This is a genomic window from Rhodoligotrophos sp. CJ14 (genome assembly GCF_038811545.1).
GTDB classification, from domain to species: domain Bacteria; phylum Pseudomonadota; class Alphaproteobacteria; order Rhizobiales; family Im1; genus Rhodoligotrophos; species Rhodoligotrophos ferricapiens.
Map to the genome: position 1 here is coordinate 3,772,883 of NZ_CP133319.1, position 24,686 is coordinate 3,797,568.

At 59.7% G+C, this 24,686-nt stretch carries 19 protein-coding genes; 16 read left to right on the plus strand and 3 right to left on the minus strand.

Annotation, left to right across the window (positions count from 1 at the left end; translation table 11 throughout):
• Positions 1 to 488: 488 nt before the first annotated feature.
• The 8 genes from RCF49_RS17665 (at position 489) to RCF49_RS17700 (ending at position 9,356) form a co-directional block, all read left to right on the plus strand.
• A complete protein-coding gene (locus tag RCF49_RS17665) occupies positions 489 to 2,099 on the plus strand; it encodes an FAD-dependent monooxygenase (protein ID WP_342641098.1) in 1,611 nt (536 codons plus the stop codon).
• A gap of 121 nt (positions 2,100 to 2,220) precedes the next feature.
• The gene (locus RCF49_RS17670; protein ID WP_342641099.1) at positions 2,221 to 3,192 is read left to right on the plus strand and encodes a tripartite tricarboxylate transporter substrate binding protein BugD; all 972 of its coding nucleotides are present in this window, start codon (positions 2,221 to 2,223) and stop codon (positions 3,190 to 3,192) included.
• A gap of 64 nt (positions 3,193 to 3,256) precedes the next feature.
• Positions 3,257 to 3,712: a tripartite tricarboxylate transporter TctB family protein gene (locus RCF49_RS17675; RefSeq protein WP_342641100.1), complete on the plus strand. Its 456-nt coding sequence runs from the start codon at positions 3,257 to 3,259 to the stop codon at positions 3,710 to 3,712.
• Between the two features lie 12 nt (positions 3,713 to 3,724).
• The gene (locus RCF49_RS17680; protein WP_342641101.1) at positions 3,725 to 5,230 is read left to right on the plus strand and encodes a tripartite tricarboxylate transporter permease; all 1,506 of its coding nucleotides are present in this window, start codon (positions 3,725 to 3,727) and stop codon (positions 5,228 to 5,230) included.
• 169 nt (positions 5,231 to 5,399) lie between these two features.
• Positions 5,400 to 6,746: an MFS transporter gene (locus RCF49_RS17685; RefSeq protein ID WP_342641102.1), complete on the plus strand. Its 1,347-nt coding sequence runs from the start codon at positions 5,400 to 5,402 to the stop codon at positions 6,744 to 6,746.
• 267 nt (positions 6,747 to 7,013) lie between these two features.
• The gene (gene exbB, locus RCF49_RS17690) at positions 7,014 to 7,997 is read left to right on the plus strand and encodes a tonB-system energizer ExbB (protein ID WP_342641103.1); all 984 of its coding nucleotides are present in this window, start codon (positions 7,014 to 7,016) and stop codon (positions 7,995 to 7,997) included.
• Between the two features lie 3 nt (positions 7,998 to 8,000).
• Positions 8,001 to 8,441 carry a TonB system transport protein ExbD gene (gene exbD, locus RCF49_RS17695; protein WP_342641104.1) on the plus strand — a complete coding sequence of 147 codons (441 nt, stop codon included), beginning with the start codon at positions 8,001 to 8,003 and terminating at the stop codon, positions 8,439 to 8,441.
• Positions 8,442 to 8,735: 294 nt separating this feature from the next.
• A complete protein-coding gene (locus RCF49_RS17700) occupies positions 8,736 to 9,356 on the plus strand; it encodes a polysaccharide biosynthesis/export family protein (RefSeq protein WP_342641105.1) in 621 nt (206 codons plus the stop codon).
• A gap of 456 nt (positions 9,357 to 9,812) precedes the next feature.
• Here the strand turns inward: RCF49_RS17700 and RCF49_RS17705 are convergent, their stop codons facing one another.
• Positions 9,813 to 10,163 carry a hypothetical protein gene (locus RCF49_RS17705; protein ID WP_342641106.1) on the minus strand — a complete coding sequence of 117 codons (351 nt, stop codon included), beginning with the start codon at positions 10,161 to 10,163 and terminating at the stop codon, positions 9,813 to 9,815.
• 156 nt (positions 10,164 to 10,319) lie between these two features.
• Here RCF49_RS17705 and RCF49_RS17710 point away from each other — a divergent pair, with 156 nt between their 5' ends.
• The 5 genes from RCF49_RS17710 to RCF49_RS17730 all read left to right on the plus strand — a co-directional run bounded on the left by RCF49_RS17710 (position 10,320) and on the right by RCF49_RS17730 (position 17,619).
• Positions 10,320 to 11,609: an outer membrane beta-barrel protein gene (locus tag RCF49_RS17710; RefSeq protein ID WP_342641107.1), complete on the plus strand. Its 1,290-nt coding sequence runs from the start codon at positions 10,320 to 10,322 to the stop codon at positions 11,607 to 11,609.
• Between the two features lie 165 nt (positions 11,610 to 11,774).
• Positions 11,775 to 13,997, plus strand: a complete 2,223-nt coding sequence (locus RCF49_RS17715) for a GumC family protein (protein WP_342641108.1) — start codon at positions 11,775 to 11,777, stop codon at positions 13,995 to 13,997.
• A gap of 10 nt (positions 13,998 to 14,007) precedes the next feature.
• Positions 14,008 to 14,706: a hypothetical protein gene (locus RCF49_RS17720; RefSeq protein ID WP_342641109.1), complete on the plus strand. Its 699-nt coding sequence runs from the start codon at positions 14,008 to 14,010 to the stop codon at positions 14,704 to 14,706.
• A gap of 60 nt (positions 14,707 to 14,766) precedes the next feature.
• Positions 14,767 to 16,230: an undecaprenyl-phosphate glucose phosphotransferase gene (locus RCF49_RS17725; RefSeq protein ID WP_342641110.1), complete on the plus strand. Its 1,464-nt coding sequence runs from the start codon at positions 14,767 to 14,769 to the stop codon at positions 16,228 to 16,230.
• Between the two features lie 15 nt (positions 16,231 to 16,245).
• Positions 16,246 to 17,619 (plus strand): O-antigen ligase family protein, encoded by a 1,374-nt coding sequence (locus tag RCF49_RS17730; protein WP_342641111.1) that lies wholly within the window; start codon positions 16,246 to 16,248, stop codon positions 17,617 to 17,619.
• A 158-nt stretch (positions 17,620 to 17,777) separates the two neighbouring features.
• Here the strand turns inward: RCF49_RS17730 and RCF49_RS17735 are convergent, their stop codons facing one another.
• Positions 17,778 to 19,127, minus strand: coding sequence for a UDP-glucose dehydrogenase family protein (locus tag RCF49_RS17735; protein ID WP_342641112.1), 1,350 nt, complete (start codon positions 19,125 to 19,127; stop codon positions 17,778 to 17,780).
• A 255-nt stretch (positions 19,128 to 19,382) separates the two neighbouring features.
• Between RCF49_RS17735 and RCF49_RS17740 the strand changes: the two genes are divergently transcribed.
• Both RCF49_RS17740 and RCF49_RS17745 read left to right on the plus strand, forming a co-directional pair.
• Complete coding sequence (locus tag RCF49_RS17740) at positions 19,383 to 20,393, plus strand: NAD-dependent epimerase (protein WP_342641113.1); 1,011 nt, start codon at positions 19,383 to 19,385, stop codon at positions 20,391 to 20,393.
• A gap of 129 nt (positions 20,394 to 20,522) precedes the next feature.
• Positions 20,523 to 21,833 (plus strand): nucleotide sugar dehydrogenase, encoded by a 1,311-nt coding sequence (locus tag RCF49_RS17745; protein WP_342641114.1) that lies wholly within the window; start codon positions 20,523 to 20,525, stop codon positions 21,831 to 21,833.
• Here RCF49_RS17745 and RCF49_RS17750 read toward each other — a convergent pair.
• On the minus strand, positions 21,790 to 23,145 hold the full coding sequence (locus RCF49_RS17750) for an oligosaccharide flippase family protein (protein WP_342641115.1): 1,356 nt from the start codon (positions 23,143 to 23,145) through the stop codon (positions 21,790 to 21,792). The two genes, RCF49_RS17745 and RCF49_RS17750, sit on opposite strands and share 44 nt — an antisense overlap.
• A gap of 658 nt (positions 23,146 to 23,803) precedes the next feature.
• On the opposite strand from RCF49_RS17750, the gene RCF49_RS17755 reads away from it, so the two are divergent.
• Positions 23,804 to 24,682 carry a class I SAM-dependent methyltransferase gene (locus tag RCF49_RS17755; RefSeq protein WP_342641116.1) on the plus strand — a complete coding sequence of 293 codons (879 nt, stop codon included), beginning with the start codon at positions 23,804 to 23,806 and terminating at the stop codon, positions 24,680 to 24,682.
• Positions 24,683 to 24,686: the final 4 nt, after the last annotated feature.

Below are 24,686 nucleotides of genomic sequence, written 5' to 3' on the forward strand. Positions count from 1 at the left end.
AGGCGCCTGAACTCAGCCTTTGGACCGGCCAAAGCCATGGGCTTCAAACGGTCCCGATGTGGATGCCTTGGATTGGCGGGGATGAACCCGACCGCACTGCAGGCAAGGATGGTGTGCCTCTTTAGTAACGCTGACCTATGGACGGTCAGACCGAGACCAAAAAAGCCCGCACCGTCGTTGCTTCAAGGCGCCCCGCGATCTCGCTGAGATCACGCGCGGTTCTATGAGAACCGTGTACCTGACCGGTATTGACCAGCAGTCCTTTTGACTTCGCTGATCCCGGCGGGCGCCCACAGGCACGTGCGACTCTGGGCAGCCCCCGATATGGAGAAAACGCCCGTTACAATCAAGTAGAAAATCACACCTGCCTCGCGCATTTTTTGCCACTCGATCAAGATGCGGTATGCTGGAGCGGTGCCGCCGCCGATTAGTCGGGTTCTGGCTGACGCCGGCTGCATTCATGGATCGTCGGATCAGTGCGAGGGCACATGGACGAGATACTCGTGGTTGGCGCGGGGCCGGTGGGCCTGACCATGGCCGCGGAGCTGGCCCGTCATGGTCTGCGTGCACGGATTATCGACAAGGCGCCGGAGCCTTCCCCTTATTGCCGCGCCATCGGCGTCACCCCACGCACGCTCGAGGTCTGGGAAGACATGGGCCTCGCGCGGGATGCGATGGATGCCGGTCTTTGGCTAAGGGGCGTGCGCATGGTCATTGCCGGCAGGATCATGCCTGACCGGCTGAGTGATTTCAGCGATCTGCCTTATGGCGAACTTGGCCTGCCGCAATATGAGACTGAGCGGCTCCTGGTAGAACATCTCTCGCGCTTTGGCGTGGCCGTGGAGCGCGGCTGCGAGCTCGTCACGCTCACCGAAGGCAACGGAACCGTTGCAGCCACGCTTCGCGACCGGAGCGGCCGCACCGAAACAGCGAGATTCGCTTATGTCATCGGCTGTGACGGCGCACACAGCACCGTCCGCCATGCCGCCGGTATCAGCTTCGAGGGAGATGCCTTCCCCTTCACCTTCATGCTGGGCGATGTTCATATTGGTTGGCCAGATGAAGCAGCCGCCTTGCCTCGCGGCCTCGCGCTGTTCTGCCTTAATCCGAAAGAAGACAGCGCGCCTGATATGTTCATCGCCATCCCTTTGCCAGAGAGAGGGCGTTACCGGATATCCATGCTGGCCAGCGACGATCTTGATGCTGGCGGCCAGCAAACCGGCGCTGATCACGGCCTGCAGACCGAGCAGCCGGGGCCCTCGCTCGCGCATTTGCAGGCTGTGGCCGATCGCCTGGTGCCGCAGGGCGCGATATTGTCGGCCATGCGCTGGTCCTCCCTATTCCGGATCAGTATGCGGCTCGCGCAGCGCTATAGGAAAGGCCGTCTGTTCATTGCCGGGGATGCCGCGCATATTCATCCGCCAACCGGTGGGCAAGGCATGAATACGGGGATCCAGGATGCCTATAACCTGGCCTGGAAACTGGCGCTCGTCTGCCGGGGCCTCGCCGCGCCGGCGCTTCTCGACAGCTACGAGGAGGAGCGACAGCCCGTTGGTGCGGACGTCATCGCGCGCACTCGCGAGGCAAGCGTAAACCTCGGCAGGCGCTCGAGCGACGACAATCGCCTTGCCGACACCCAGCTGTTGATCTCCTACCATAAAGCCTCCTGGATACGCGACGACGCTTCCGAAATCCCCGGTCCTGCCGCGGGCGACCGCGCTCCGGATGTCCTTGACCTTCGCCGAGAGGGCGTTGGCGCTCCGTTGCGCCTGTTCGAAATGCTCCGCGGCACCACGCATGTCCTGCTCGCCTGGCTCGATGATCCCAACTCGGTTTCGGCGCTCGAGCACCGAATCGAAGAGCTCGAACATCGGTGCGGTGGGCTTGTGAGAGCCGTGGTCGTGACGGCGCCTGACAGTAAGATCGACACGGTCGTGGGGGCGGCCCTCATGCGCGACGCGAGCGGGGCCTATCGCGAGCGCTATGGCTCAGCGGCGTATCTCATCCGCCCCGACAACCACATAGGCTGGAAAGGCTTGGACTGGGCACATCCCGGCCTCGATCATCAGGTCGACAGGCTATTTTTGCCGCAAGCGTAAGCGGCCAAGCCTGTCATCATCAGACCTTCGTCGGCTTGCGCCAATGACGAAATGCGGACAGTCTTCCTAGCAACAACGGCCGGGCGCCACAGGCGACCAGGCGGTTTCAAGGGAGGACAAGATGCGCTTATCGAATTGGCTGGCCGCGCTTATCGTTGCGGCAGGCATTGCACCGGCCTCAGCAGAAGACTATCCGAGCGGCCCCATCACGATCGTTGTGCCATTCTCCGCAGGTGGGCCGACCGACACCGTGACCCGCCTCGTCGCCGAGCCCATGAGCAAGGAGCTCGGCGCTCAGGTGGTGGTACAGAATGTCGGCGGCGCCGGCGGCACGCTGGGTGCAGGTCAAGTTGCGAAGGCGGAACCCGACGGCCAGACTTTGCTGCTGCACCATATCGGCATGTCCACGGCCCCGACCCTCTATCGCAATCTGGCCTTTAAGCCTCTGGAGGATTTCGAGCCGATCGGCCTTGTGACCGAAGTTCCTATGGTGATCGTGGCCCGGAAGGACTTCCCGGCGAACACCCTTCAGGAGCTGATCGACTATGTGAAGGCGAACAAGGATAAGGTCACCTATGCGAATGCGGGCATTGGCGCCGCCTCTCATCTCTGTGGAATGTTGTTCATGGAGGCGATCGGCACCGAGCTCACCACCGTTCCCTACCAGGGCACTGGGCCCGCGCTCACCGATCTTGTCGGCGGTCAGGTCGATTTCATGTGTGACCAGACCACCAACACGACCGGCCAGATCAAGGGTGGCGAGATCAAGGCCTATGCCGTCACCACCCCTGAGCGATTGGACGCTTTGCCTGATCTGCCCACCGCCAATGAGGCGGGCCTGCCTGGCTTCGAGGTCGCCGTATGGCATGGACTTTACGCACCCAAGGGCACGCCAGCGCCGGTCATCGAGAAGCTGCAGAAGGCCTTGCAGGTGGCACTGAAGGACCAGACCGTTGTGAAGCGGTTTGCGGAACTCGGCACCACGCCCTCGCCCGAGCAGGATGTCACGCCAAAGGCGCTCGCTGATCATCTTGAAGCGCAGATCAATCTGTGGAAGCCGATCATCGAAAAAGCGGGCGTTTACGCTCAGTGATCCTGCCGTTGAAAGGCTGCGAGCAGAGACGGCCACGATCTCTGCTCGGCTTGGGGGCTCTGCAATGCAGAAGTCGTTGCGTGACATTCTGGCCGGTGTGATCTTCGCGGGCTTCGGGCTGGCCTTCGCCATCGCCTCGCTCGGCTATGATCTGGGTACGCCATTACGCATGGGGCCCGGCTATTTCCCTCTCGTTCTGGCGGTGGTTCTGATCGCGCTTGGGCTTGCGATCGCTGGCAAGGCTTTGGTGGATGTCGGCGTGGAGCCGCTTGGTGGCATTCCCTGGCGTGGGCTCGTTCTCCTCCTTGCCGCGCCTGTGATCTTTGGTCTGACCATCAAGGGCCTGGGCCTTGCGCCTTCCCTTTTCGTGACCGCGCTGATGAGCGCCTTTGCAAGCCGTCGCACCCCGCTTTCTGTTGCTGTTCTGCTTGCGGCCCTTCTGACGCTCTTCTGTGTTCTGATTTTTGTCTACGGGCTCGGCATCACCGTCCCGGTGTTTGGTTCCTGGCTTAGTCTTTGAGCATCTCGCCCGATGGATATCCTTGCCAATCTGCAATTGGGCTTTGCCACCGCATTATCGCCGGTCAATGTTCTCTATTGTTTCATCGGCGTATTGCTCGGCACTCTGGTCGGCGTGCTGCCTGGGATCGGCCCCACGGCGACTGTTGCCATGCTGTTGCCGATCACCTTCAGCTTCGAGCCGGTGACAGCCCTGATCATGCTGGCCGGCATTTACTACGGTGCGCAATATGGTGGCTCGACCACGGCCATCCTGATCAATCTGCCAGGTGAGTCCTCATCGGCGGTGACCGCCATTGACGGCTATCAGATGGCGCGCCAGGGCAGGGCAGGCACCGCCCTCGCTGTCGCCGCGCTCGGCTCTTTCTTTGCGGGAACGGTGGCGACCCTTGTGGTGGCTCTGTTCGCTCCACCTCTGGCGAGGATCGCCTTGCAATTCGGCCCGGCCGAATATTTCTCGCTGATCGTGCTTGGTCTCGTCGCCTCGATAGCTCTTGCCCATGGCTCGATCCTCAAAGCGCTGGCCATGATCGTTCTCGGTCTGCTGCTCGGCTTGGTCGGGCAGGATATTTACACCGGAACCCCCCGATTCACCTTCGGGCTCTTCGAGCTCTATTCCGGCATCAATTTTGTGTCCGTTGCGGTCGGTGTGTTCGGTGTCGCCGAGATCCTTCGCAATCTCGAAAACGAGCAGACACGCGAGGTGCTGATCAAAAAGGTGAAGGGGCTATGGCTGACAGCGGAGGATTTTCGCCGCTCGGCAGCGCCCGTTCTGCGCGGCACCGCGCTCGGCTCCATCTTGGGGATTTTGCCCGGCGGTGGGCATATCCTCTCATCCTTCGCCTCCTACTCCATCGAAAAGCGCATTTCCGATCAGCCTGACAGCTTCGGCAATGGAGCGATCGAAGGCGTCGCCGCACCTGAGTCCGCCAATAACGCCGCAGCCCAGACCTCTTTCATTCCACTTCTCACCCTCGGTCTGCCCGCCCATCCCGTGATGGCCTTGATGGTGGGCGCCTTCATTGTCCAGGGCATTACGCCCGGGCCCAATGTGATCCGCGACGAGCCCGCTCTGTTCTGGGGCGTGATCGCCTCCATGTGGATCGGCAACCTGATGCTGGTCCTGCTCAACCTGCCGCTGATCGGCATTTGGGTAAGGATGCTCACGATCCCCTACAACATTCTATTCCCGGCCATCATCGCATTCGCTTGTATCGGCTGTTACTCGCTCGACCTCAACAACTACGATATCTACGCAATTTCCGTCTTCGGGATCATTGGCTATCTCCTCGTGAGGCTGGGCTGCGAGCCGGCGCCGCTTCTTCTCGGCTTTGTGCTAGGACCGCTTTTGGAGGAGCACTTGCGCCGCGCAATGATCATTTCGCGGGGCGATCCACTGGTCTTTGTCGAGCGTCCGATAAGTGCGGCCTTGCTGATTTGTGCGCTCGCCGCGCTGATCTTCACCTTCATGCCAGCAGTGCGGCGCAAGCGTGAGGAAGTCTTCGCCGAGGAAGACTGACGCGAACTATCCTCTTGAACCGGCGCGAACGATCTGCATCCGCCGGACTGGCCGGACATGTTGCCTACACCCCACACGATGAGAAACAAATCGTGCTGCGAGTCCGATAGAGCTATTTACAACTTTTGGTTGAATGATAGCCTATCACTGGCAACTGTCATGAAGCCAAATGCCACGCTCTGCACCCTTCGCTGTCCTAGGAGTGGGTTTCCGCTGGCTGATCCTCGGTCTGGTGTTCGCGCTCATCGCGATCGCGACTTTCGCGCAGACCGTCCTAATGCATACGCTCGATCCCTTCTTGATCGAGACGGGGCTGGCGGATGCACATTGGGGACTGCTGCTGACCGGCTTGGGGTTGGCCTTCATTGTTGCGTTGCTGCCGGCCGGAATCGTTTGCGATCGATGCGGCGCGCGATCTGTCCTCACGATTGCAGCTGGATTGATCTGCGCTTCTATGGTGCTTGCTGGTTTCTCCGGCCGTTTGATCGTGCACCTGATCGCTTGTGTATTGCTCGGATTTGGCGGCGCCATGGTTTTACCGGCGCTTAACCGGGTGGTGGCCGACTGGTTTTCTCCTCATGAACGCGCCATGGCCCTCGCATGGGCTCTCCTGGCGTTTCCTTTGGCCTGGGCATTGAGCAACATATTGCTTCCGCCCATGATCGCCATTGTAAGCTGGCGCGCTTGCCTACTGGCTATTGCTGCTGCCGCACTTCTCTGGAGTCCGGCTTGGTTTCTGTTGTTCAGGGACGACCCCAGCCAGTCGAGCCATATATCGCGGGTCGAGCTTCAGCGGATCGGACGGTTGAGCACCAGGCGCCCTCGGCTGCGAGATCGACAGGACATGAATGTCTCGCAAGCAAGCCTGCCAAAGCCGATGCGGATGACGCTCATCGCCAATCTGTGTGTCTTTGCAGTCCAAGGCTATGCCGGCTTCTTCTGTCTGTTCTGGATCTCGGACGGCCCATTGGCCTCCATCGAATTGCCGATGGCCGCCGCGGTGCTACCCTGGCTGATCGCAGCGGCTTTGGTATGGCTCGGGGGTTTTTTGTCTGACCGTCGGCTGAGGACCACGGGCTGGTTGCGCAATGCCCGTTCGATGATCCTCTTGCTGAATGCATCGACGGCGATTCTGGCATTCGGATTGATCGGGGTGCTTTTGATGATGGCGGAGCCGCCCGCCATGCTTTTCCTCGCTCTGGTGTCAGCCGCCTTTGGCACGAGCATGGGCGCCTTGCCCGTCCTGTCCGCAACGGTGATCGACATATGCGCCCGTTCAGCTGCGGCACTCCTCGGGCTGTCGCTGACGGGTCTTGCCCTAGCCGCCGTGATCGCCCCCATTCTGAGCATGTGGATTGCGGCCGAGACGGACAGCATGGCAAATCCACTCCTGCTGCTGATTGTTCTGGAGATCTCAACGATCATCATCCTCATCGCGGCACACCGCCCCGACCTGATCCGAGCGCGCAGGAGATCGGGCGCGCCGTCGGCGATATCCGGGCGCGTTACGAAGTGAGGACCTTCATGAGCCCTGCACGCTGACGTTGTGCAGCTTAGGCAAGCTCCCTTGCCTATGGAGAGCGATTTGCCACATGAGCCGTCTTGCTGTTGCTAGGGGTTTTGAGGCAGAACGGGCGCAGTTGAGCACGTGAGCTAGCCCGACCGCGGTGTCGGCCGTCGTCCAGCAAGCAGCGCTGTCTTTCCCGCAAGATCCAATAAGGCATTGCGAATGATACTGAACTCCTGTCACCGGACGATCACGCGCCTCGTCCAAGTGATAGCCATGGCTGTGGTTTTCGGGATGGCCAGTCCCGCCTTCGCCCAGCAGCCAAGCGCTCCTCCTGCCTCCGATGGATCCTCGCCCGCACTGCCTGCACAGGGCTCTTCACCGATCTTAAGCGAACCGCCGGCTCATGCTGGCCCCGCGGCCCCCGAGTCGTCATCCGCCTCGGACACTTCCGCCGTCGATGGTTCGGAGACGGCCATCGACGCGGAAGGAGAAGATGCCTTTGTTGCGCCGGGCATTTCCCGCGCCGCTCTCCCGCACGATCTTTCGCCCTGGGGAATGTTCATGGCCGCCGATCTCGTGGTGAAGGCCGTGATGACCTCCTTGGCCTTCGCCTCTGTGCTGACCTGGACGGTATGGCTGGCGAAATCCATCGAGCTCCTCGGCGCGAAGCGTCGCCTTCGCCACGCCTTGCGCGTTCTGAATGCCGCGCACTCTCTCCACGATGCGGAAAACGCGCTGGCCCGAGTGTCTGGGCCCGCCGCGGACCTGGTTCGCGCTGCGCGTGCAGAATGGTCCGCCTCCCAGGAGCTTCCTGGATCCGGCGTCAAGGACAGAGTGTCTATGGCCCTTGCTAGGATCGAAGCGCGCGCGGGCCGCTCCATGGCGATCGGCACCGGCTTGCTCGCCACCATGGGATCAACCGCGCCCTTTGTCGGCCTGTTCGGAACGGTTTGGGGCATCATGAATAGCTTCATTGGCATCTCGCGTGCCCAAACCACGAACCTGGCTGTCGTGGCACCTGGCATCGCCGAAGCGCTATTAGCAACCGCGATCGGGCTCGTCGTGGCGATTCCGGCAGTGGTGATCTATAACGTCTTCGCCCGCGCAATCGCCGGATATAGGGCGAATCTCGGCGACGCATCCGCGATCGTTATGCGGCTGTTGAGCCGAGATCTCGATCGCCAGGCCGTGGCGTCAGCTCGCGAAAGCTGGCAGATGCCGCGCGCGTCCTTTGGACAATCCATTCCGGCGGAGTAGAACATGGCCGCAAGGCTTGACGAAAGCGGTGGCGACGATCTCGTGGAGACTCACGAGATAAACGTCACCCCCTTCATTGACGTTATGCTGGTGCTTCTTATCATTTTCATGGTGGCGGCGCCCCTGGCCACGGTAGATGTTCCGGTTGACCTGCCATCGTCGAATGCAGCACCAGCGGCGCGACCGGAAAAGCCGATTTTCTTGTCATTGCGACCCGACCTTTCCCTCATCCTCGGCAATGATCGGATTGATCGTGCGGAACTGGCGGCGCGTCTGGACGCCTTGACGGAAGGCGACCGTGAGCAGCGAATTTTCGTGCGCGCGGACAAGACGATACCCTACGGTGACGTTATGGCGGTCATGAACGAGGTCCGCCAAGCAGGATATGCCAAAATTGGCCTTGTGCAGCTGCAGGTTGCTGAGCCTGCCGCGAGTGCCAACTGAGCGGCATTGTACCAGAGCTCCGGACGGGACAGAGTTCGGTTCGCGGCTAATTTGCGACAGGTCCTCACTAATTGCACGCAACCTGGGAAGCACTTGTGCCATTTTGAAACCAATTCTGGCATAGTCTTCGTCATCCTATGTTGCTCTTCGGGCGCTTTCATGTTCAACTAGGAGAATATGGACAGAGAGCAGCGGGCCTTCCAGCGATGCCGCAATGATGCCGTTATGCGGGAGTGCAATCATTGTGCTGAGGGAGCATGCTGGATCGCACCGGGATTTGCGAGGAGTTGGAGATTGGGCGGGATTATTAGGGCCATTGTCGCGCTTTCGGCATCCGCGAGCCTTGTGGCCTGCGCGACCGGCGGCAACAATCCAGTGACATATCAGACCTCGTCAACGCCACCGACCACAGCGACAGCGACCCCCGCGAGCGTAGGACCAGGCGGGGGTGCGGAGCAATCGTATCGATTGGGATCGGGCGACAAGCTGAGGGTGATTGTTTTTGGTGAGGAAGACCTCTCTGGCGAGTTCGAGCTTGATGCGAATGGTGATTTCTCGCTGCCGCTTGTCGGACAGATCAGGGCCGGTGGCCATAGTCCGAGGGACGTTGAGAACCTGATCGCGGCCAAACTGCGCGAAGGCTATATTCGCAATCCGAGCGTGAGTGTGGAGGTTCTGAACTACCGTCCCTTCTACATCCATGGCGAGGTCAAGTCCGCTGGTGAATATCCGTACTCGAACGGGTTGACGCTTCAGTCCGCCGTTGCCAAGGCTGGCGGCTATACCTACCGGGCCAATACCAGCGTTGCCTATATAAGGCGCGCCAATGAGTCGGCTGAGCGGCCATATAATCTCGATCAGCCGCTGGAGATCCTGCCGGGCGATACGATCAGGATCGCGGAAAGGTTCTTTTAACCAGCACAGCATTTATTTTGCTGCGCTGCAGAAACGCGACACGCTGGTCGATTTCTGCTGCGCAAGAGTAGCGTCGGGAAATATCGCGATTTTATTCTCTTTTTCGTCTGCTCTCAAATGTCTAGCAGCAGTGCAGTCCGGAGTGTTTCTGGTTCTTGTCACTGGAGAGCTCTTTAGGAGGGAGTATTTCCAGTTCAATTAGCAGTAGTTCTGCGCGATTCCTCTGTATACTTATCGGTACGCTTTGGTTTCTGGTTGCAAAGCACTTCGGGGCTGTGGACAATCACTGCCGGCTCCGTGGGGAACTGAAGCGGCCACGCTGTGCATGCCGGTCTAAATGCCTAACAGAGGACTATTTCCTCTTGACGGAGGCCGGTAGATGCGTAACGTCTTTACCATGTGGAGAATGGCGGGTCGGCGTTCTCTTCAGTTCAAGCCGGGGCGTTCAAGAACGCTTCATCCAAGAGCGGGAGTGTGCGGGATGCTAAATGAAATTCGGTTGTCCAAGGTAGTGACCGGCGCCGTGCTGACAGGGGCGCTGATGCTCTCCCTGGCTGCGCCAGCCTCTGCGGCGACCGCTGATATCTTCTCGCGTAGCAGCTTCGCGAAGTTTGGGATCGAGCCGTCAAATTCGGTTTCGAATTCGACCTTCTCAAGCCGGGCGACGACAGCCCCTGGCGCCAGCACGCGCGCTGCGCCGGCTACGGGTTCAGTGCAGAGTGCGGCCTTGTCGAGCCCGACTTCCCGGTCGGCTTCGGTTGGCACCATGGCTTCGCGGGTGAGCCCTTCGGGGATTCGTTCGATCATCACGGATCTGCGTGAGGCTGTGCGCGAGCGGGATCGGACGGCGGTTCGTGAGTCCGTTCGGAACCTCGTCGAATTCGTTCGTCGGGCTGTCAGCCCGAACTAAGACCCGAAGTTGCTTGGCGCGCATAGCGGTTAAACAGTAATTCCGGACGAGAGATGAAAAACTGCAAGCCGCTTGGTGCCTGCAGCGTTATGCTGCTGGTCGGTCTCGCTATGGCCGATCCAGCAGCAGCGCAATCCACATCAGTCTCAGAAGTGTATGCCGGTACCGTGGTGATGAAGAGCCCCGCGGAGGCTGAGGCTGTGCGTAACCGCAGGCATGAGGAATATGCTCCGGTCGGTGGCAGAGTTGGCACCTATTTCCTTTATCCGTGGCTGGAAGACATGGTCGTATATGACGACAATGTCTATGCCACGCGCTACAATGAAATCAGCGACGGGGCGAATCTGCTCAGCGGCGGGCTTCTCGCGCTCTCCAATTTCCCCCGCCACGCTCTCAATTTCCGTTTCGATTTTGATAACTATAACTACTTCACGGAAACCCGGCAGGATCGCTTCAACGCCAACGGCATTGCGCAGTGGCGGCTTGATTTCGCAGATCAGCTCCAGCTTATCGGCTTCGTGAGGGGAACGCGAGGACACGAGCGGCCCGGATCGCTCGAGGCACCGCAGAATGCGCTTGAGCCTGTGCCATACAATGTCTTTGAAGCCGGCTCGACCATCAGGAAGCGCTTCAACCGGCTGACCGGGGCGTTGATAGGGTCTGTTTCGACGGTCAGCTACGAAAATGTACCCGCAGTCGGCGGTGGCACCTTGCGCCAACACTTCCGGGATGGGCAGACCTATACTGCAGCGACCCGGTGGAGCTACGAGTTTTCCCCGGGCTATGCTGCCTTTGGCTTGCTTGAAGGCAATCTCCGCGACTTCAACAAGGACGGATATGGAAGAAGCTCCCAGGGTGTAACTGCCCTTGCTGGCGTGGAAATGGATATCACCTCCTTGATCCACGGCGAGTTTGGCTTCGGCTATCTCGTTCAGGACTATGACAGGGCAAGCCTCAAGGATATTGATGGCTGGGCAATGCGGGGTGCGCTGATCTACAACCCCACCGGTCTTATCACTCTGACTGCCGAGGCGGAGCGGCGCGTCGATCAAACCATCCAGTCAGGAGCCTCTGGTCGTCTTGATACCGCGCTGAAGCTCACCGCCGATTACGAGCTTTTGAGGAATCTGATCCTTTCGCCATATGTTAGCTACATTCATAGCGATTATGTCGGTAGCGGGCGAAAGGACGAGGTGGTCGAGACGGGGATTAACGCCGATTTCCTGATCAACCGGAATTTCTCGGCGAGCTTGTTCTATGAATACAAGGACCGAAGCTCAAATTTCGCCACATATGATTATTCTCGCAACTTTGCGGGCGTAGGACTGAAGGCGCAATTCTAGCCTTTGCCATGGTCCCTTTGCTTCTGAGCCGAGCTCAGAAGTTGTTGTGACCGGGGGGGCGCGTCAGACCCGCGAGATCGGAATTGGGCGGCTTCTTTCTGCAAGCGTGCAGGAGAGAGGGTGTGGCATGGGCTCGGAGAGCTGTGTGCGGGAGGCGACGGTAACATGCTGATGAAGGCCGACGTTCGGCGCGTCGAAGATGAGGAAATCGATCTTCGCGAGATCGGTCGCGCTTTGCTTCGACGCTGGCGGCTGATCGTCGGTACGATCGCGGTGGGCCTGGCCCTTGTGACCCTTTATTTGCTGGTGGCGACCCCGCTCTACACTGCATCAACAAGCATTCTCATCGATACGCGCGGCAAAAATATTGTCGATGCGGAAGCGGTGCTCGCCGGCATAAGTGCGGATAGCGCGGCCATTGATAGCCAAGTCGAGCTGATAAAATCGCCAACGACGGCCCTCAGAGTAGCCGACAAACTCCATCTCGACCGAGATCCGGATTTTGGGGGTGGCGATGAGGGGGGCTCGATTTTGAGTTCGCTGACTGGTCTCTTTGCCTCCGAGACAGAAGCACCGGCGCCGGCCGCCGCCCAAACGCAAGGGCTTTCGAGTGAACGGGCAGCGCTGGCTCAGGCCGTGCTGGGTGGTCTCTCTGTTCAACGACAGGGGCGAACCTATGTGCTGTCTATCGTTTACACCGCAAAGACGCCGGAAAAGGCAGCCCGGATCGCGAATGCCTTTGCCAACGAGTATCTGATCGATCAGTTGGAGGCACGCTTTCAGGCCACCAAGCTCGCAACTGACTGGCTGAATGACCGTCTGACCACTTTGCGCACGAGCGTGCAGGCCGCAGAGAACGCGGTTGAACTCTACAAGCAACAGAACAACCTGGTCAGCGCAGGCGGCGAGGATATCTACGAGCAGCAGCTCGCGCAGCTCAATCAGCAACTCGTGCTCGCGCGCGCGGAGGCAGCCGAGAAGAAGGCGAGGGTAGAGAGTATTGATCTGCTGCTGCAGAGAAAAGACAGCGTAGAGGCCCTTCAGTCTGTTCTGCGCTCTGATGTCATCGGCCAGCTTCGCACGCAGCAGTCCGTGATTGCGGGTCGCGAGGCCGAGTTGACGACGCGCTACGGCAACAGGCATCCTCAAGTCATCAATATTCGCGCACAGAGGGCCGATATAGATCGGCAGATCAATCTTGAGATCAATCGCATCGTGGCGAATATCCGCAACGACTATGAAGTTGCTGTGACTCGCGAGCAATCGCTCCAAAAGAGTCTTGATGAGTTGCAAAACGGGGTTGAAAGAAACAAGGCCGCCGGCATTCGGCTTCGGGAACTTGAGCGCGAAGCCAACGCGAACCGCGCTCTTTATGAGGCTTTCCTTGGCCGGTTCAAGGAAGTATCCCAGCAGGAAAGCCTGCAGGCTCCCGAGGCGAGGATTATCGCCGAGGCCGCCCCTCCGGGCTCGCCCAGTTTTCCCAATAAATCGCTGATCCTCGCGATTGCTCTTGTAGGCTTTGCCGGAGTTGGCGTTGGGCTTGCGTTCTTGATGGAGTATCTCGACGATAGCTTCAAGACAGCAACGCAGGTGGAAGAGTATCTCAAGCTTCCGACCCTGGCGACGGTGCCCATGATCTCGCCCGCTCAGCTGAAAGGTGACAATCGTCCCATTCCCGTTGAGAAGTTTGCCGTTCACAAGCCGCTGTCCACCTATGCCGAAGCAATTCGCGCATTGAAGATGGAAGTGCTGTTGTCGAATATCGACCAGCCGCCGCGTGTCATCATGGTGACATCCGCCGTGCCAGGCGAAGGCAAGACGACGCTGTCATCCAATCTTGCGTCTTTTGCTGCCCATACCGGCATGAAGGTGCTGTTGATGGACGCGGACCTGAGGTCGCCGGCCCTGACCAGTCGATGGTTGGGAGAGGAGGCGAAGAAGCATCCGGGTTTGGTCGAGTTTCTCGTGGGCGAAGTGAGCCGGGAGCAAGTCTTGTTGAAGGATCCTGGTACCAATCTGCACTTCTTGCCGGCCTCCCATAAAGTTCAGAACACAGCTGAAGTGCTCGAATCCGCCAAGATGCGTGATTGGCTTCGGATTGCCCGGGATCAATATGACTTGGTGATCATTGATAGTTCGCCGGTCATTCCGGTGGTCGATTCCCGCGTATTGGCCAAGGACGTGGATTCGGTGCTGCTCACGATCGAGTGGGACGAGACGCCTCGCGAGCTGGTACAGACAGCGATCAAGAATCTTGGCCCAAGCACCAACAAGATTGCCGGTGTCGCGCTAAACAAGGTGAATGTCCGTAAGATGTCGAGCTATGCGCCTTACGGCTATGGCGCGGCCTATGGCAAATACCCCCAGTATTACGGCAAGGACGACTAGGGGTCCTGTTATGGCGTTTCGGTCGTCTCTGATATATGTTCAGGCGGGGGCAGCGGTACTTCTTGCTGCAACCCTTTTGATTGTGTCTGCTCCGCGGTTGATCGCTCAGCTATCTCTTGCGACCGTAACATCGCCGGCTGAAGAGAACCTAGCACCTGAGGAGCTGGACTCGGATATTGATTCCGCCGTGCGGGCGATCGCCTGGCAGGCGGGGGACCGGAATGCATATCTGCGCCTCGCCAAACTGTGGCTCAAAGGTTTCGATCTCCAATCACAGGCTGGCTTCAAGGAGGAGGCGAACCAATCACGCGACCAGGCTCAGGCCATTATGCAGGCTGGTCTGGAAGCAGCACCCGGCGCGCCGGACATGTGGTTTAGCCTTGCCCAGCTTGAAGCAACCCGCGGCGGATACAATGATAAAGTCGCGCTCTTCCTGCGTAATTCTTATTTGACCGGCCCTCGTGAGCAGTGGGTCGGTGCGCAACGTGTAGAGTTTTCTGTGCTGCATTGGTCCAGTCTGGATCCTTCCTTGAGAGGCCTCCTGCAGAGGGAGCTTCGCTATCAGCCGATACGCAGCCTTGCCCGCCTTTCAATCGGGGCTCCGCCGGACGTGGTGACCATGATCGACTCGGAAGTCGCCGTTCGGCCGGATAACGAACAACGGGCGTTTCTTCGGGAGGCGAAGCGCGTCAGCCGAGGGTCCTCGTAGTCCAAATCGAGATCAAGAGGGGCGCGTGCAACGCTCATCCAGCTGAGCACGCGAAATCAGATGACGTTGGCGAACGAGAAATTGGCGAGCGGAAGCGCTGAGATCCCCCGATCGCAGCAGCCGCTACAGTTCCTGAAAGACCACGGTGTAACACGACAGGTGCTGATGGACATTGGTGCCTTCGTAGAGATGATTATCGTTGCCATTTCGGCTGTTTTGGCGAAGTGGATCTATATAGATCTATATCTGCAACAGACTTATAGCGATGTTTGGAGTTACCTGTGGGTAGGCATGCTGGGGGCGTGCCTGACAACTGTCACGCTCCGCAAGCAGCAATTGTACGATGTCGATCGTTTTGCTTCCCAGTCTCGTCATCTCCGGCGTTACTTTATCGGTCTTGCGGTTGCCTTCCTGTTGCTTGCCGCCCTCGGATATGGAGTCAAGGTTTCAACCGAATACTCGCGTGGTTGGGCGCTGACCTGGTTTGCCATTGCATTCGTTCTGCTGGTCAGCGAGCGTAAGCTGGCGGTACGCACCATAGGCAAGTTGCTCGATGCGGGGCCGTTTGCGCGTCGCGTGGCCTTTGTCGGCGATGAAGCGCTCTTGCAGCCCCTCATCAGAGATATCCGCGCCAATTCAGGCATCGTGGTTGCTGGCGTGTATCCCTATTACTGCGATCCGTCGGGGAGATGGAAGGCAAAGGGCCTCGATGATCTGATCAACCATTCGCGTACCATGCGCATTGATGATGTCGTACTGGCTGTCCCTCTGGCTGCCCAGGACGCGATCGTCAATGCGGCGAGCCGCTTGTCTCAGCTGCCTGTCAATATTTCGGTCTTCGCCGGCGAACTTACGGGCCTCGCCACGCCTCGTGGTTTGCGCCGGCTTGGCTCAACTCAGCTCTTCGCACTGCAATCGCGGCCCATTGACGATTGGGGGCGCATTGTCAAGAGTGCATTTGATAGAATTGGGAGCGCGGCTCTACTCCTGGTCTTGATGCCCCTCTTTGCGGCAATCGCCATCGCGATCAAGCTCGACAGTTCCGGCCCCGTTTTCTTCTCCCAGCGCCGCCATGGCCTCAATCACCGGGTGATCAATGTCCTGAAGTTTAGGACTATGCGTGTTGCCGAAGATGGGCCGCGGATAACGCAGGCGACGAGCAACGACCCACGTGTGACGCGCATCGGAGCGTTCTTGCGCCGAACGAGCCTTGACGAGCTGCCTCAGCTTTGGAACGTACTTCGTGGCGAGATGTCCCTCGTGGGGCCACGACCCCATGCGATTGTTCACAATGAGTATTATGGCGAATTGATCGAGGCTTATGCCAACCGGCATAAAGTCAAGCCGGGGATGACCGGCTGGGCGCAGATTCACGGATATCGTGGCAATACGGAAGATCCAGAGCTCATGCGCAAGCGGGTCGAGTATGATTTGCATTATATCGAGAAGTGGTCGCTCAGTCTCGACCTGGAAGTGCTGATCAAGACGGTCTGGAAGGGCTTTGTGAACGCGCGTGCGTACTGACAGCGAGTGAACCAGTTGTCCGAAAAATTAGTACCCTATGGGCTGATGGCGCTGGTCGTCATCAGCCCGTTGCCATTCGGTGGCAATTTGCCCTGGGCCTGGGCCGTTTACGCCATCATCGCCGCGCTATTGGTCATCGCCTACAGCATCGAGACGGCGCGGACGCGAACGGCCTTTCCTGTACCGCTGTCACGCATCGCTGTGCCGGCGATCCTGGTATTTGGGGTCGCAGTCTGGATCATACTCCAGGCATTCCCGGTTCTGCCGGCCACTTGGGCCAATCCGCTCTGGGCCATTGTACCCGAGGCTTTGGAGGTGCCCGGCCGCGGCACCGTCTCCATAAACCCGGATGAAACAATGGAAGGGCTGATGCGCCTGCTCACCTATTCCGGTGTCTTCTGGCTCAGCCTGCAGCTTTCACGCGACCGCAGCACCGGCGAGCGTTTTGTGAAGGTGATCGGGTGGGCCATCGCGGCCTACGCCGCTTATGGTCTTCTGCTTTGGGCCTTCAATTCTGAGACCATACTTTGGTACGAGAAAGAGGCCTATCAAGGCGATCTGACATCCACATTCGTCAACCGCAACAGCTTCGCGACCTATGTGGGCATGGGCTGCGTGATCCTTCTCATCTTGCTGATGCGCTGGCTCACTATTGAGTTTGCCGATCGGCAGAACATGCCCTGGAGCAAGCGTTTTGTTCATATCGTCGGCAGCAGCCGGGAGCTCGTGCTCTACGCGCTGCCTCTGCTGATGGTGTTCTGCGCTCTGTTGCTCACCCATTCCCGCGCCGGGTTTGGCGCGACCCTGGTGGCCATGCTCTTGGCATTCGCTTTGTGGCAATCGCGCCAGCACCGCGGCTTTATCGCGGGAATGATTGGCCTTGCCGTGCTGATGGTGGTCATCGGCTACTGGATTGTGGTCGGTGGTGACGCTCTGCTTGCTCGTTTTGCCGACGTGAACAGCTCGACGGAAGCGCGCATGAATGTCTACATCGCCACGATGCGGGCCATCGGAGATTACGTCTGGACCGGATCCGGATACGGCACCTTCAACGACATTTTCCCCATGTACCGCGACGAGAGCATCAGCGCGATAGGGGTATGGGATAAAGCGCACAATACCTATCTCGAGCTGTTGCTTGGACTCGGTATTCCCGGAGCCATCGCGCTCATCGCGGCTGTGCTTTGGCTGGTGGTGCTTTGCGCGGTTGGGGCCTTCAACCGTCGGCGCGGCCGGCACATGCCGCTCATTGCCTTTGCCGTTTCGGTTTTGGTGGGCTTGCACGCACTGGTGGATTTCAGCCTGCAGATGGCAGGCGTTGCCATCACCTATTCGGCCCTATTGGGCATCGGCGTCGCCCAATCGTGGTCGACGCGCGAAACGAGCTGATGGAAGACCTCCCCGGGCGCTGATCGACAGGCGGCGCCCCGGATCTGACGCACATGCAGCTCGCGTCTCCACGCCAACCGGCACATCGCGTCCTCTCGAAGAACTCAGAGCGGCTTCGCGATCCGGTGAAACGCGAAACCGCTCCCAATCAGGGGCAATCAGGCCGTTTTGGCTGAGACGGCATGCAGGCGCGGCGTGCCGGCGCGTGGCCGCCCGACGCTGATATAGAGCAGACCGGTCTCTTCGAGATCTTCCTGCTTATAGATGTTGCGAAGATCCACCAGCGTATTGCCACGCATCAGCTTGGCCACGCGCTTCAGATCAAGCCCGCGATACTCGTTCCATTCCGTGAGAATGGCGACCACGTCCGCGTCCTTGACGGCGTCATAAGCGTCATCTGCCCACGTGACCTCGTTCAGAAGCGGCCGGGCCTGCTCCCGCGCCTCAGGGTCATGCGCGGCAACGATGGCGCCGGCCTCCAACAGTCGCGGGACGATGTCGAGGCTGGGTGCCTCTCGCACATCGTCCGTATTGGGCTTGAACGCGATCCCGAGCACCGCCACCTTCTTGCCTTCCGGGTTTGAACCAAGCGGCTCCAGGATCTTCTCGGCCATCCGCCGTTTACGATCTTCATTGACCGAAATCACCGTCTCGATCAGACGGAGCGGCGTGTTGTGTTTCTGCCCCGTAGCCGCAAACGCGCGGGTATCCTTGGGGAAACACGAGCCGCCGAAGCCGGGGCCTGCATGCAGGAACTTCGAGCCGATCCGTCCATCAAGCCCGATCGCCTTCGCCACTTCCTGCACGTTGCCGCCGACCGTTTCGCACAGATCCGCAACCTCGTTGATGAAGGTCACCTTCATCGCGAGGAATGCGTTGGAGGCATATTTGATGAGCTCGGCATTCTCGAGCGTCGTCACCACCATCGGTGAGTCCCGCAGATAAAGCGGACGATAGGCGCGGCGCAACGCGGATTCGCCCCTCTTGTCATGCACGCCGATCACCACCCGGTCTGGGCGCATGAAATCTTCGATCGCCGATCCTTCGCGCAGAAATTCCGGATTTGATGCCACGGAAAAATCGAGCCCCGGGCGTTCGGTCGCAATGATCTCCTTGACCTTCCGGCAGGTGCCCACCACCACGGTTGATTTGATGACGACCACAGTGCCTGGCTTGGCAACCCGGGCCACCTGGCGCGCCGCCTCGAAGACATAGGTGAGATCGGCCTCGCCGTCGCCCCGGCGTGAGGGCGTTCCGACCGCGATGAACACCGCGTCCGCATCCGCCGCGGCGGTGGCGAGATCGGTCGAGAACCGCAGCCGACCGGCCTGAACATTTTCCGCCAGCAGCTGGTCGAGCCCCGGCTCGTAGATTGGAAGCTCACCGGCCTCGAGGCGCGCGATCTTGCTCTCGTCCACATCGACACAGGTCACATCAAAGCCGAAGTCAGCAAAGCAGACACCGGAGACCAGGCCGACATAGCCAGAGCCAACCATGACAAGTTTCATATTCTATGCTCCACGATCCGACGGTTGCCCGTTAACATATCCGACTTGCTGCAGCTGCGAAACAAAACCATGCCATCCCGCAGCAATTCATAAAAAGCTGCGACCACACAGCAATGGCTGCATCCGTCTTTGCGTTCCCCCATAAAGGCAGACCGTGACGGCGAGATTGCGTCAACGCGAACCTCACCTGATTTTACTCAGGGCTCGACTGGCCCTATAAGCGGCCTGAGGATCAAACACGGAGTATGCCTCTCCATGCGCTTCCTGATAACCGGCACGGCGGGCTTCATCGGCTTTCACCTTGCCAGGCGACTCCTGGACGGTGGCCACTTCGTCGTGGGGCTCGACGGCATGACACCCTACTACGACATCCGCCTGAAAGAGGCCCGTCATGCGATCCTTGCCCGCTCGAACGGCTTCAGGGCGCAGATCGGTATGCTGGAGGATATGGCCGCGCTCGAACGGGCGGCGGAGATCGCTGAGCCCGAGATCATCGTGCATCTCGCTGCCCAGGCAGGTGTTCGCTACAGCCTCGAGAACCCCCGGGCCTACGTGGATTCGAACCTCACCGGCTCATTCAACATCCTGGAGCTGGCGCGTCAGCTGCAACCGCGTCATCTGCTTTTGGCCTCGACCAGCTCGGCCTATGGCGCCAATGAGAAGATGCCCTTCGTTGAGACCGACAAGGCCGACCATCCCATCACCCTCTATGCCGCCACGAAGAAGGCCATGGAGGTGATGTCCCATTCCTATGCCCATCTCTGGGGGCTCCCAACCACCTGCTTTCGCTTCTTTACGGTCTATGGTCCCTGGGGCCGTCCGGATATGGCTCTCTTCAAATTCGTTGATGCCATTGCCAATGATCGCCCCATCGACATCTATGGCAATGGCGAGATGCGGCGGGATTTCACCTATATCGACGACCTCATCGAAGGCATCACCCGCCTTATTGAGTGCGTGCCTGTAGAAGGTGAGCCCGTCAAATCCGAGCATGCGACCGACACCCTGTCGCCGGTTGCGCCATGGCGCCTCGTGAACATTGCTGGCGGGCATACCGTGGGATTGCTGGATTTTGTCGAGACCATCGAGCGCTGCCTCGGCAAGAAAGCCATCCGCAACATGCTGCCCATGCAGAAGGGCGACGTGCCGGCAACTTTCGCCGACCATCACCTGCTGGAAGCGCTCACCGGCTTCAGGCCCTCAACACCGGTCTCGCAAGGTGTCGAGGCATTCGTGCGCTGGTATCAGACAGAACGTCCGCGCTGAAAGCTCAAACGCTGCATCCGCTGCATTGACTTGTTCGACCATATGCTCCCTGGCCGGCAGCAGGTGCCATGGCTATTCTGGACGTCGCTCGTCTGATGGACAACGCGATGGGTGAGATGGTGGTGATCGATGCAGGATGAGCACACAGCCGGGGACATACGGCCGCTAAGCCTTGAAAGGGCGCGGGTAGGGGTGATCGGTCTTGGCTATGTGGGCCTGCCTCTTGCGGTCGCCTTCGCGGCTCGTTACCCCACAATCGGCTACGATATCAGCACGCAGAGGGTGGACGAACTCACCGCCGGCCGCGACCGCACCCGCGAGGTTGAGGCCGCTGAACTGGCGAAGGCGACGGATCTGCGGTTCACGAGCCACGTGCCAGACCTGAACGGCTGCAACACCTATATCGTAACGGTGCCGACCCCGATCGACCGTCACAAGCGGCCGGATCTCACCCATCTCATCGAGGCGAGCAAGACCGTCGGCGCCGTCATCAAGGCGGGCGATGTGGTCATCTATGAATCGACTGTCTATCCCGGCGCCACCGAGGAGGACTGCATTCCCGTCATAGAGCGGGAATCGGGCTTGCGGCTCAATCGCGATTTTTTTGCAGGTTACAGTCCCGAGCGCATCAATCCCGGCGACAGGCAGCACCGCCTCGGCGATATCCGCAAAGTAACCTCGGGCTCGACGCCGGAAGCGGCTGATTTCATCGATCGCCTTTACGGCTCCGTCATCCCGGCGGGAACCTTTCGTGCAGCCTCGATCCGGGTTGCCGAAGCGGCCAAGGTGATCGAGAACACCCAGCGCGATCTAAACATCGCGCTCGTCAACGAGCTTGCGATCATCTTTAACCGGCTCGGCATCGATACGGCCGACGTGCTCGCGGCGGCGGGCACCAAGTGGAACTTTTTGCCCTTCAAACCCGGCTTGGTGGGAGGTCATTGCATCGGGGTTGATCCCTACTACCTCACCCATAAGGCGCAGGCTGTCGGCTACCATCCGGAGGTGATCCTTGCCGGCCGCCGCATCAACGATGGCATGGGGCGCTATGTCGTCTCTGAGCTGATTAAGGCCATGATCCGCCGCGAGATCCAGGTGAGCAAGGCGCGCGTGCTGGTGTTGGGGCTAGCCTTCAAGGAGAACTGCCCCGATTTCCGCAACAGCCGGGTGGTCGATATCCTTGAGGAGCTCGGTGACTATGGCACCACCGTCGATGTGCACGACCCCTGCGTCGACCCGGAAGATGTGGAGCGTGTCCTTGGCATCGAGCTTACCCCGGAACCCCGCGCCGGCACCTATGATGCGGTTGTGATCGCCGTCGCCCATGACCAATTTCGCAAGCTCGGCTTCTCCCGCATCGCCCAGCTGGGACGCGAAAACAGCGTGATCTACGACATCAAGAGCCTGTTTCCCGGTGAGCCGTCATGCTTGCGCCTCTGACCTGGTCCGGCTGATCGCCCTCCCGCGGCCGCGGCAACAGTGAGCGCACCGACAATGCTGTGCCGATCGCTCCCTGCGCGATGCAGATGGCGCTGGTGGTCGCCGCCCCGATCATGCCGAAGCTTGGAATGAGCAGCGCCGAGAACACCACGCAGCTTGCGAACTGCAGCAGGTTCAAAAGCCTAAGCCTTGCCCCGTGCCCGGTCATGGCCAGCAGGATGTCCTGACAGGGCAGGAGGCAATTGACCAGCTGGCCCACCGCCATGATCACCAGCGCAGTCGCGGCGGTCTCGAATCCGGGCCCGATCAGCGACAGAAGGCTCGAGGGGAAGAGCATCATGATGGCGACCACCGGCACGCCGAAGCCGCTGATTGCGAGCCAGACATTGCGGTTGAGCTTATGCAATTCCCGCAGCTCGCCGAGGCGGTGATGTTCGGCGAACATCGGTGCGGCGATCGTCCCGATCGAAATGATGACCACCCAGATCAACAGAGAGATGCGCATGGCCACGCTGAAGGCGCCCACATCCGCAGCGCTGGCGAACATGCCCAGCACGAGCACGGGAATGGATGAGAGCGCGATTTGGTTGATCTCGACGACGGCAAGCGGCAGCGCCGTTTTCCAAAGTGGCGGCAGCGCAATGCCAGCACCTATGGCGCGTCGCACACTGAACACGCGCCAGCGGCGAAGGACCAGCACCAGGCCAAGAAGGCTCGCCAGCATCATGCTGCCCGCGAGCGCATAGAGCAGTCCGTCCAGCTGGTGAACGCCCAAGGCGAGCGCTGAAAGGGTCAGCACCGGCCAGAGCGCATTCTGAACCAGCTGCGAGGCGATGCCACGCTTGAGGCCGGCAAGCGCGTGCCCGAACATGATGCACAGATTCTGCGGCACGATCACGATCGCCGATAATGCGAGCGCCCGGACCAGATCTGGCTCGCTGAACAGATGAACCGAAATGGGCTCAGCCGCCGCGTAGGTGATCGCCGCGGCAATCAGGCCGCCCGCGCTCGCCCATATCATCGAAAAGATCATGGCGCGCAGGGCGGCGCGGCCGTCCCCCACCGCAAGTTCCGCTGCGATGTGGCGCGTTGAGGCCTTCTCGAACCCGGTGCGAGCGACTGTCGCGATCAGCGAGACCCACGTGATACAGAGGAAGAACAACCCCGCATCATGCGCGCCCAGCACCCGCGCCGCGAGCATGTAAAGCCCGAGCTTTCCCACCAGCTCGACACCGCGGGTGATGAGGCCGGCCAGATAGACGCCATAGGAGACGAGGAGCGGGCGCACGCGCTCGAGGGAGAGACTGGTCATGCCGCCAAGGCGGTGAAAGGAACCCGAAACCGGCCGCCCTGCCTCGGATGCGACCACCCGCACAGCGTCTTTGCACTCACGGCCGGCAAGCCCGATCGAAACGTGTCATTTCTGAACGCCGGGCGTCCCGCCTGCGATGAAGGCATTGTTGATTCCCTTGAGCAATAATACAGCCTGTCAATTATCCCGTCCGCCTTGCAAACGTCATGACAGATCCAATGACATGGTTTCGGCTTTCTCCACGTCCCTTCTTTACAGCTGTTTGGGTTCTCTGTCTTTGCGTGACGACTGGCGCATTCCTGCCGGTCCCAGTTGGCGCCCAGCAATTGCCGCCGGAGCTCGATCCATTTCCCCCCGATCCACGGCTCCAGCTCAGCGAATATTTCCGCACGCGCCTTCCGCCGCTGTGGTGGGCGAACGAGCCGGACTATAACTTGGGCCTCTTTACTATTCAGGTGAATATTCCTGCAGATTGGGAAGGAAATCCCACTGGCGCGGCGGCGTCTCTTTGCCCAGAGCCCGGTCATCGTCTATGGCAAGCCATTAAGCAGTTTGAGATAAGACCGTTTTACAAGCAGCACAATTGGGCTTCAGTGACCTGTCGGCCCTGACTGTGCGAATGTGCAGCACAAGAAGTGGCGTTTTGGGGGATGTGAGGATGGCTTCCCGTGGTGCGGTGAAAGAGCTCGGCGGTGGCACGAACTCGGGTGTTTTAACGCTTGGCGGCTCGGCCGAACATTACGTTCGGCATGGACAGAAGAGTGTAGATGGCTGGTTGTCTGTTCTCGACGGGCTGATAATCTCGTTCGTGTCTGCTCAGCAGCAGCGCAATGGCATCTCCGGCTCCCTTGGCGAGATCGGTATCCATCACGGGCGGTTGTTTATTCTCCTTGCGCTTCTGGCAAGGGACGATGAACGCTGCTTTGCGGTCGATATCTTTGAGGATCAGCACCTCAATCTCGATCGTTCCGGCGAGGGCAGCGAAGAGCGGTTTCGGCGCAATCTCAGCCGGTTCGACGTTCCTCAGGATAGGGTGATGGTGTTCAGGGCAAGCTCACTCGCCATTGGCTGGCCCGAGCTCATGCGCGATGTCGACCTTCCGGCCCGTATGTTCAGTATCGATGGTGGCCACACCGCGGAGATCACCGTCAATGATCTGCGGATCGCCGATGAGGGCCTGCATCCTCACGGCGTCGTCATCCTCGACGATTACTTCAATGCGGAGTTTCCGGAAGTCTCTCAGGGTCTGTGCACCCACATCCTGAGCGGTGGTAAGCTTGCGCCTTTTGCGATCGGGGACAACAAGGTGCTGCTCGCGCGCCCTGGCCAAGGACAAACCTATCGGCGCGCCCTAATCGAGAATTTGCCTCGCCGCAATTTCGTGAAGACGACCTCGATGTTCGGGGAGGAGGTCACCGTTTTCCGCACCCCCCATCGCATGATCGAGCGCGTGCGTCAGTCCGAGCTGACCCGCAGCTTGACCGAGCACCCGCTGGGCAAGGCCTTGAAGCCCGTGGTTCGCCGCATTCTGGGCTGATATC

What these genes read in the sequence shown, in the direction of transcription:
- RCF49_RS17675 (WP_342641100.1), top strand. Translation starts at nt 3,257, where the DNA reads ATGCAGAAGTCGTTGCGTGACATTCTGGCCGGTGTGATCTTCGCGGGC.
- RCF49_RS17670 (WP_342641099.1), top strand. Translation starts at nt 2,221, where the DNA reads ATGCGCTTATCGAATTGGCTGGCCGCGCTTATCGTTGCGGCAGGCATT.
- RCF49_RS17705 (WP_342641106.1), bottom strand. Translation starts at nt 10,163, where the DNA reads ATGATCGAACGAATCCCCGAAGGGCTCACCCGCGAAGCCATGGTGCCA.
- RCF49_RS17715 (WP_342641108.1), top strand. Translation starts at nt 11,775, where the DNA reads ATGCTGATGAAGGCCGACGTTCGGCGCGTCGAAGATGAGGAAATCGAT.
- exbB (WP_342641103.1), top strand. Translation starts at nt 7,014, where the DNA reads ATGGCTGTGGTTTTCGGGATGGCCAGTCCCGCCTTCGCCCAGCAGCCA.
- RCF49_RS17745 (WP_342641114.1), top strand. Translation starts at nt 20,523, where the DNA reads ATGCAGGATGAGCACACAGCCGGGGACATACGGCCGCTAAGCCTTGAA.
- RCF49_RS17685 (WP_342641102.1), top strand. Translation starts at nt 5,400, where the DNA reads ATGCCACGCTCTGCACCCTTCGCTGTCCTAGGAGTGGGTTTCCGCTGG.
- RCF49_RS17750 (WP_342641115.1), bottom strand. Translation starts at nt 23,145, where the DNA reads ATGACCAGTCTCTCCCTCGAGCGCGTGCGCCCGCTCCTCGTCTCCTAT.
- RCF49_RS17735 (WP_342641112.1), bottom strand. Translation starts at nt 19,127, where the DNA reads ATGAAACTTGTCATGGTTGGCTCTGGCTATGTCGGCCTGGTCTCCGGT.
- RCF49_RS17680 (WP_342641101.1), top strand. Translation starts at nt 3,725, where the DNA reads ATGGATATCCTTGCCAATCTGCAATTGGGCTTTGCCACCGCATTATCG.
- RCF49_RS17740 (WP_342641113.1), top strand. Translation starts at nt 19,383, where the DNA reads ATGCGCTTCCTGATAACCGGCACGGCGGGCTTCATCGGCTTTCACCTT.
- RCF49_RS17725 (WP_342641110.1), top strand. Translation starts at nt 14,767, where the DNA reads ATGACGTTGGCGAACGAGAAATTGGCGAGCGGAAGCGCTGAGATCCCC.
- RCF49_RS17720 (WP_342641109.1), top strand. Translation starts at nt 14,008, where the DNA reads ATGGCGTTTCGGTCGTCTCTGATATATGTTCAGGCGGGGGCAGCGGTA.
- RCF49_RS17665 (WP_342641098.1), top strand. Translation starts at nt 489, where the DNA reads ATGGACGAGATACTCGTGGTTGGCGCGGGGCCGGTGGGCCTGACCATG.
- exbD (WP_342641104.1), top strand. Translation starts at nt 8,001, where the DNA reads ATGGCCGCAAGGCTTGACGAAAGCGGTGGCGACGATCTCGTGGAGACT.
- RCF49_RS17755 (WP_342641116.1), top strand. Translation starts at nt 23,804, where the DNA reads ATGGCTTCCCGTGGTGCGGTGAAAGAGCTCGGCGGTGGCACGAACTCG.
- RCF49_RS17710 (WP_342641107.1), top strand. Translation starts at nt 10,320, where the DNA reads ATGAAAAACTGCAAGCCGCTTGGTGCCTGCAGCGTTATGCTGCTGGTC.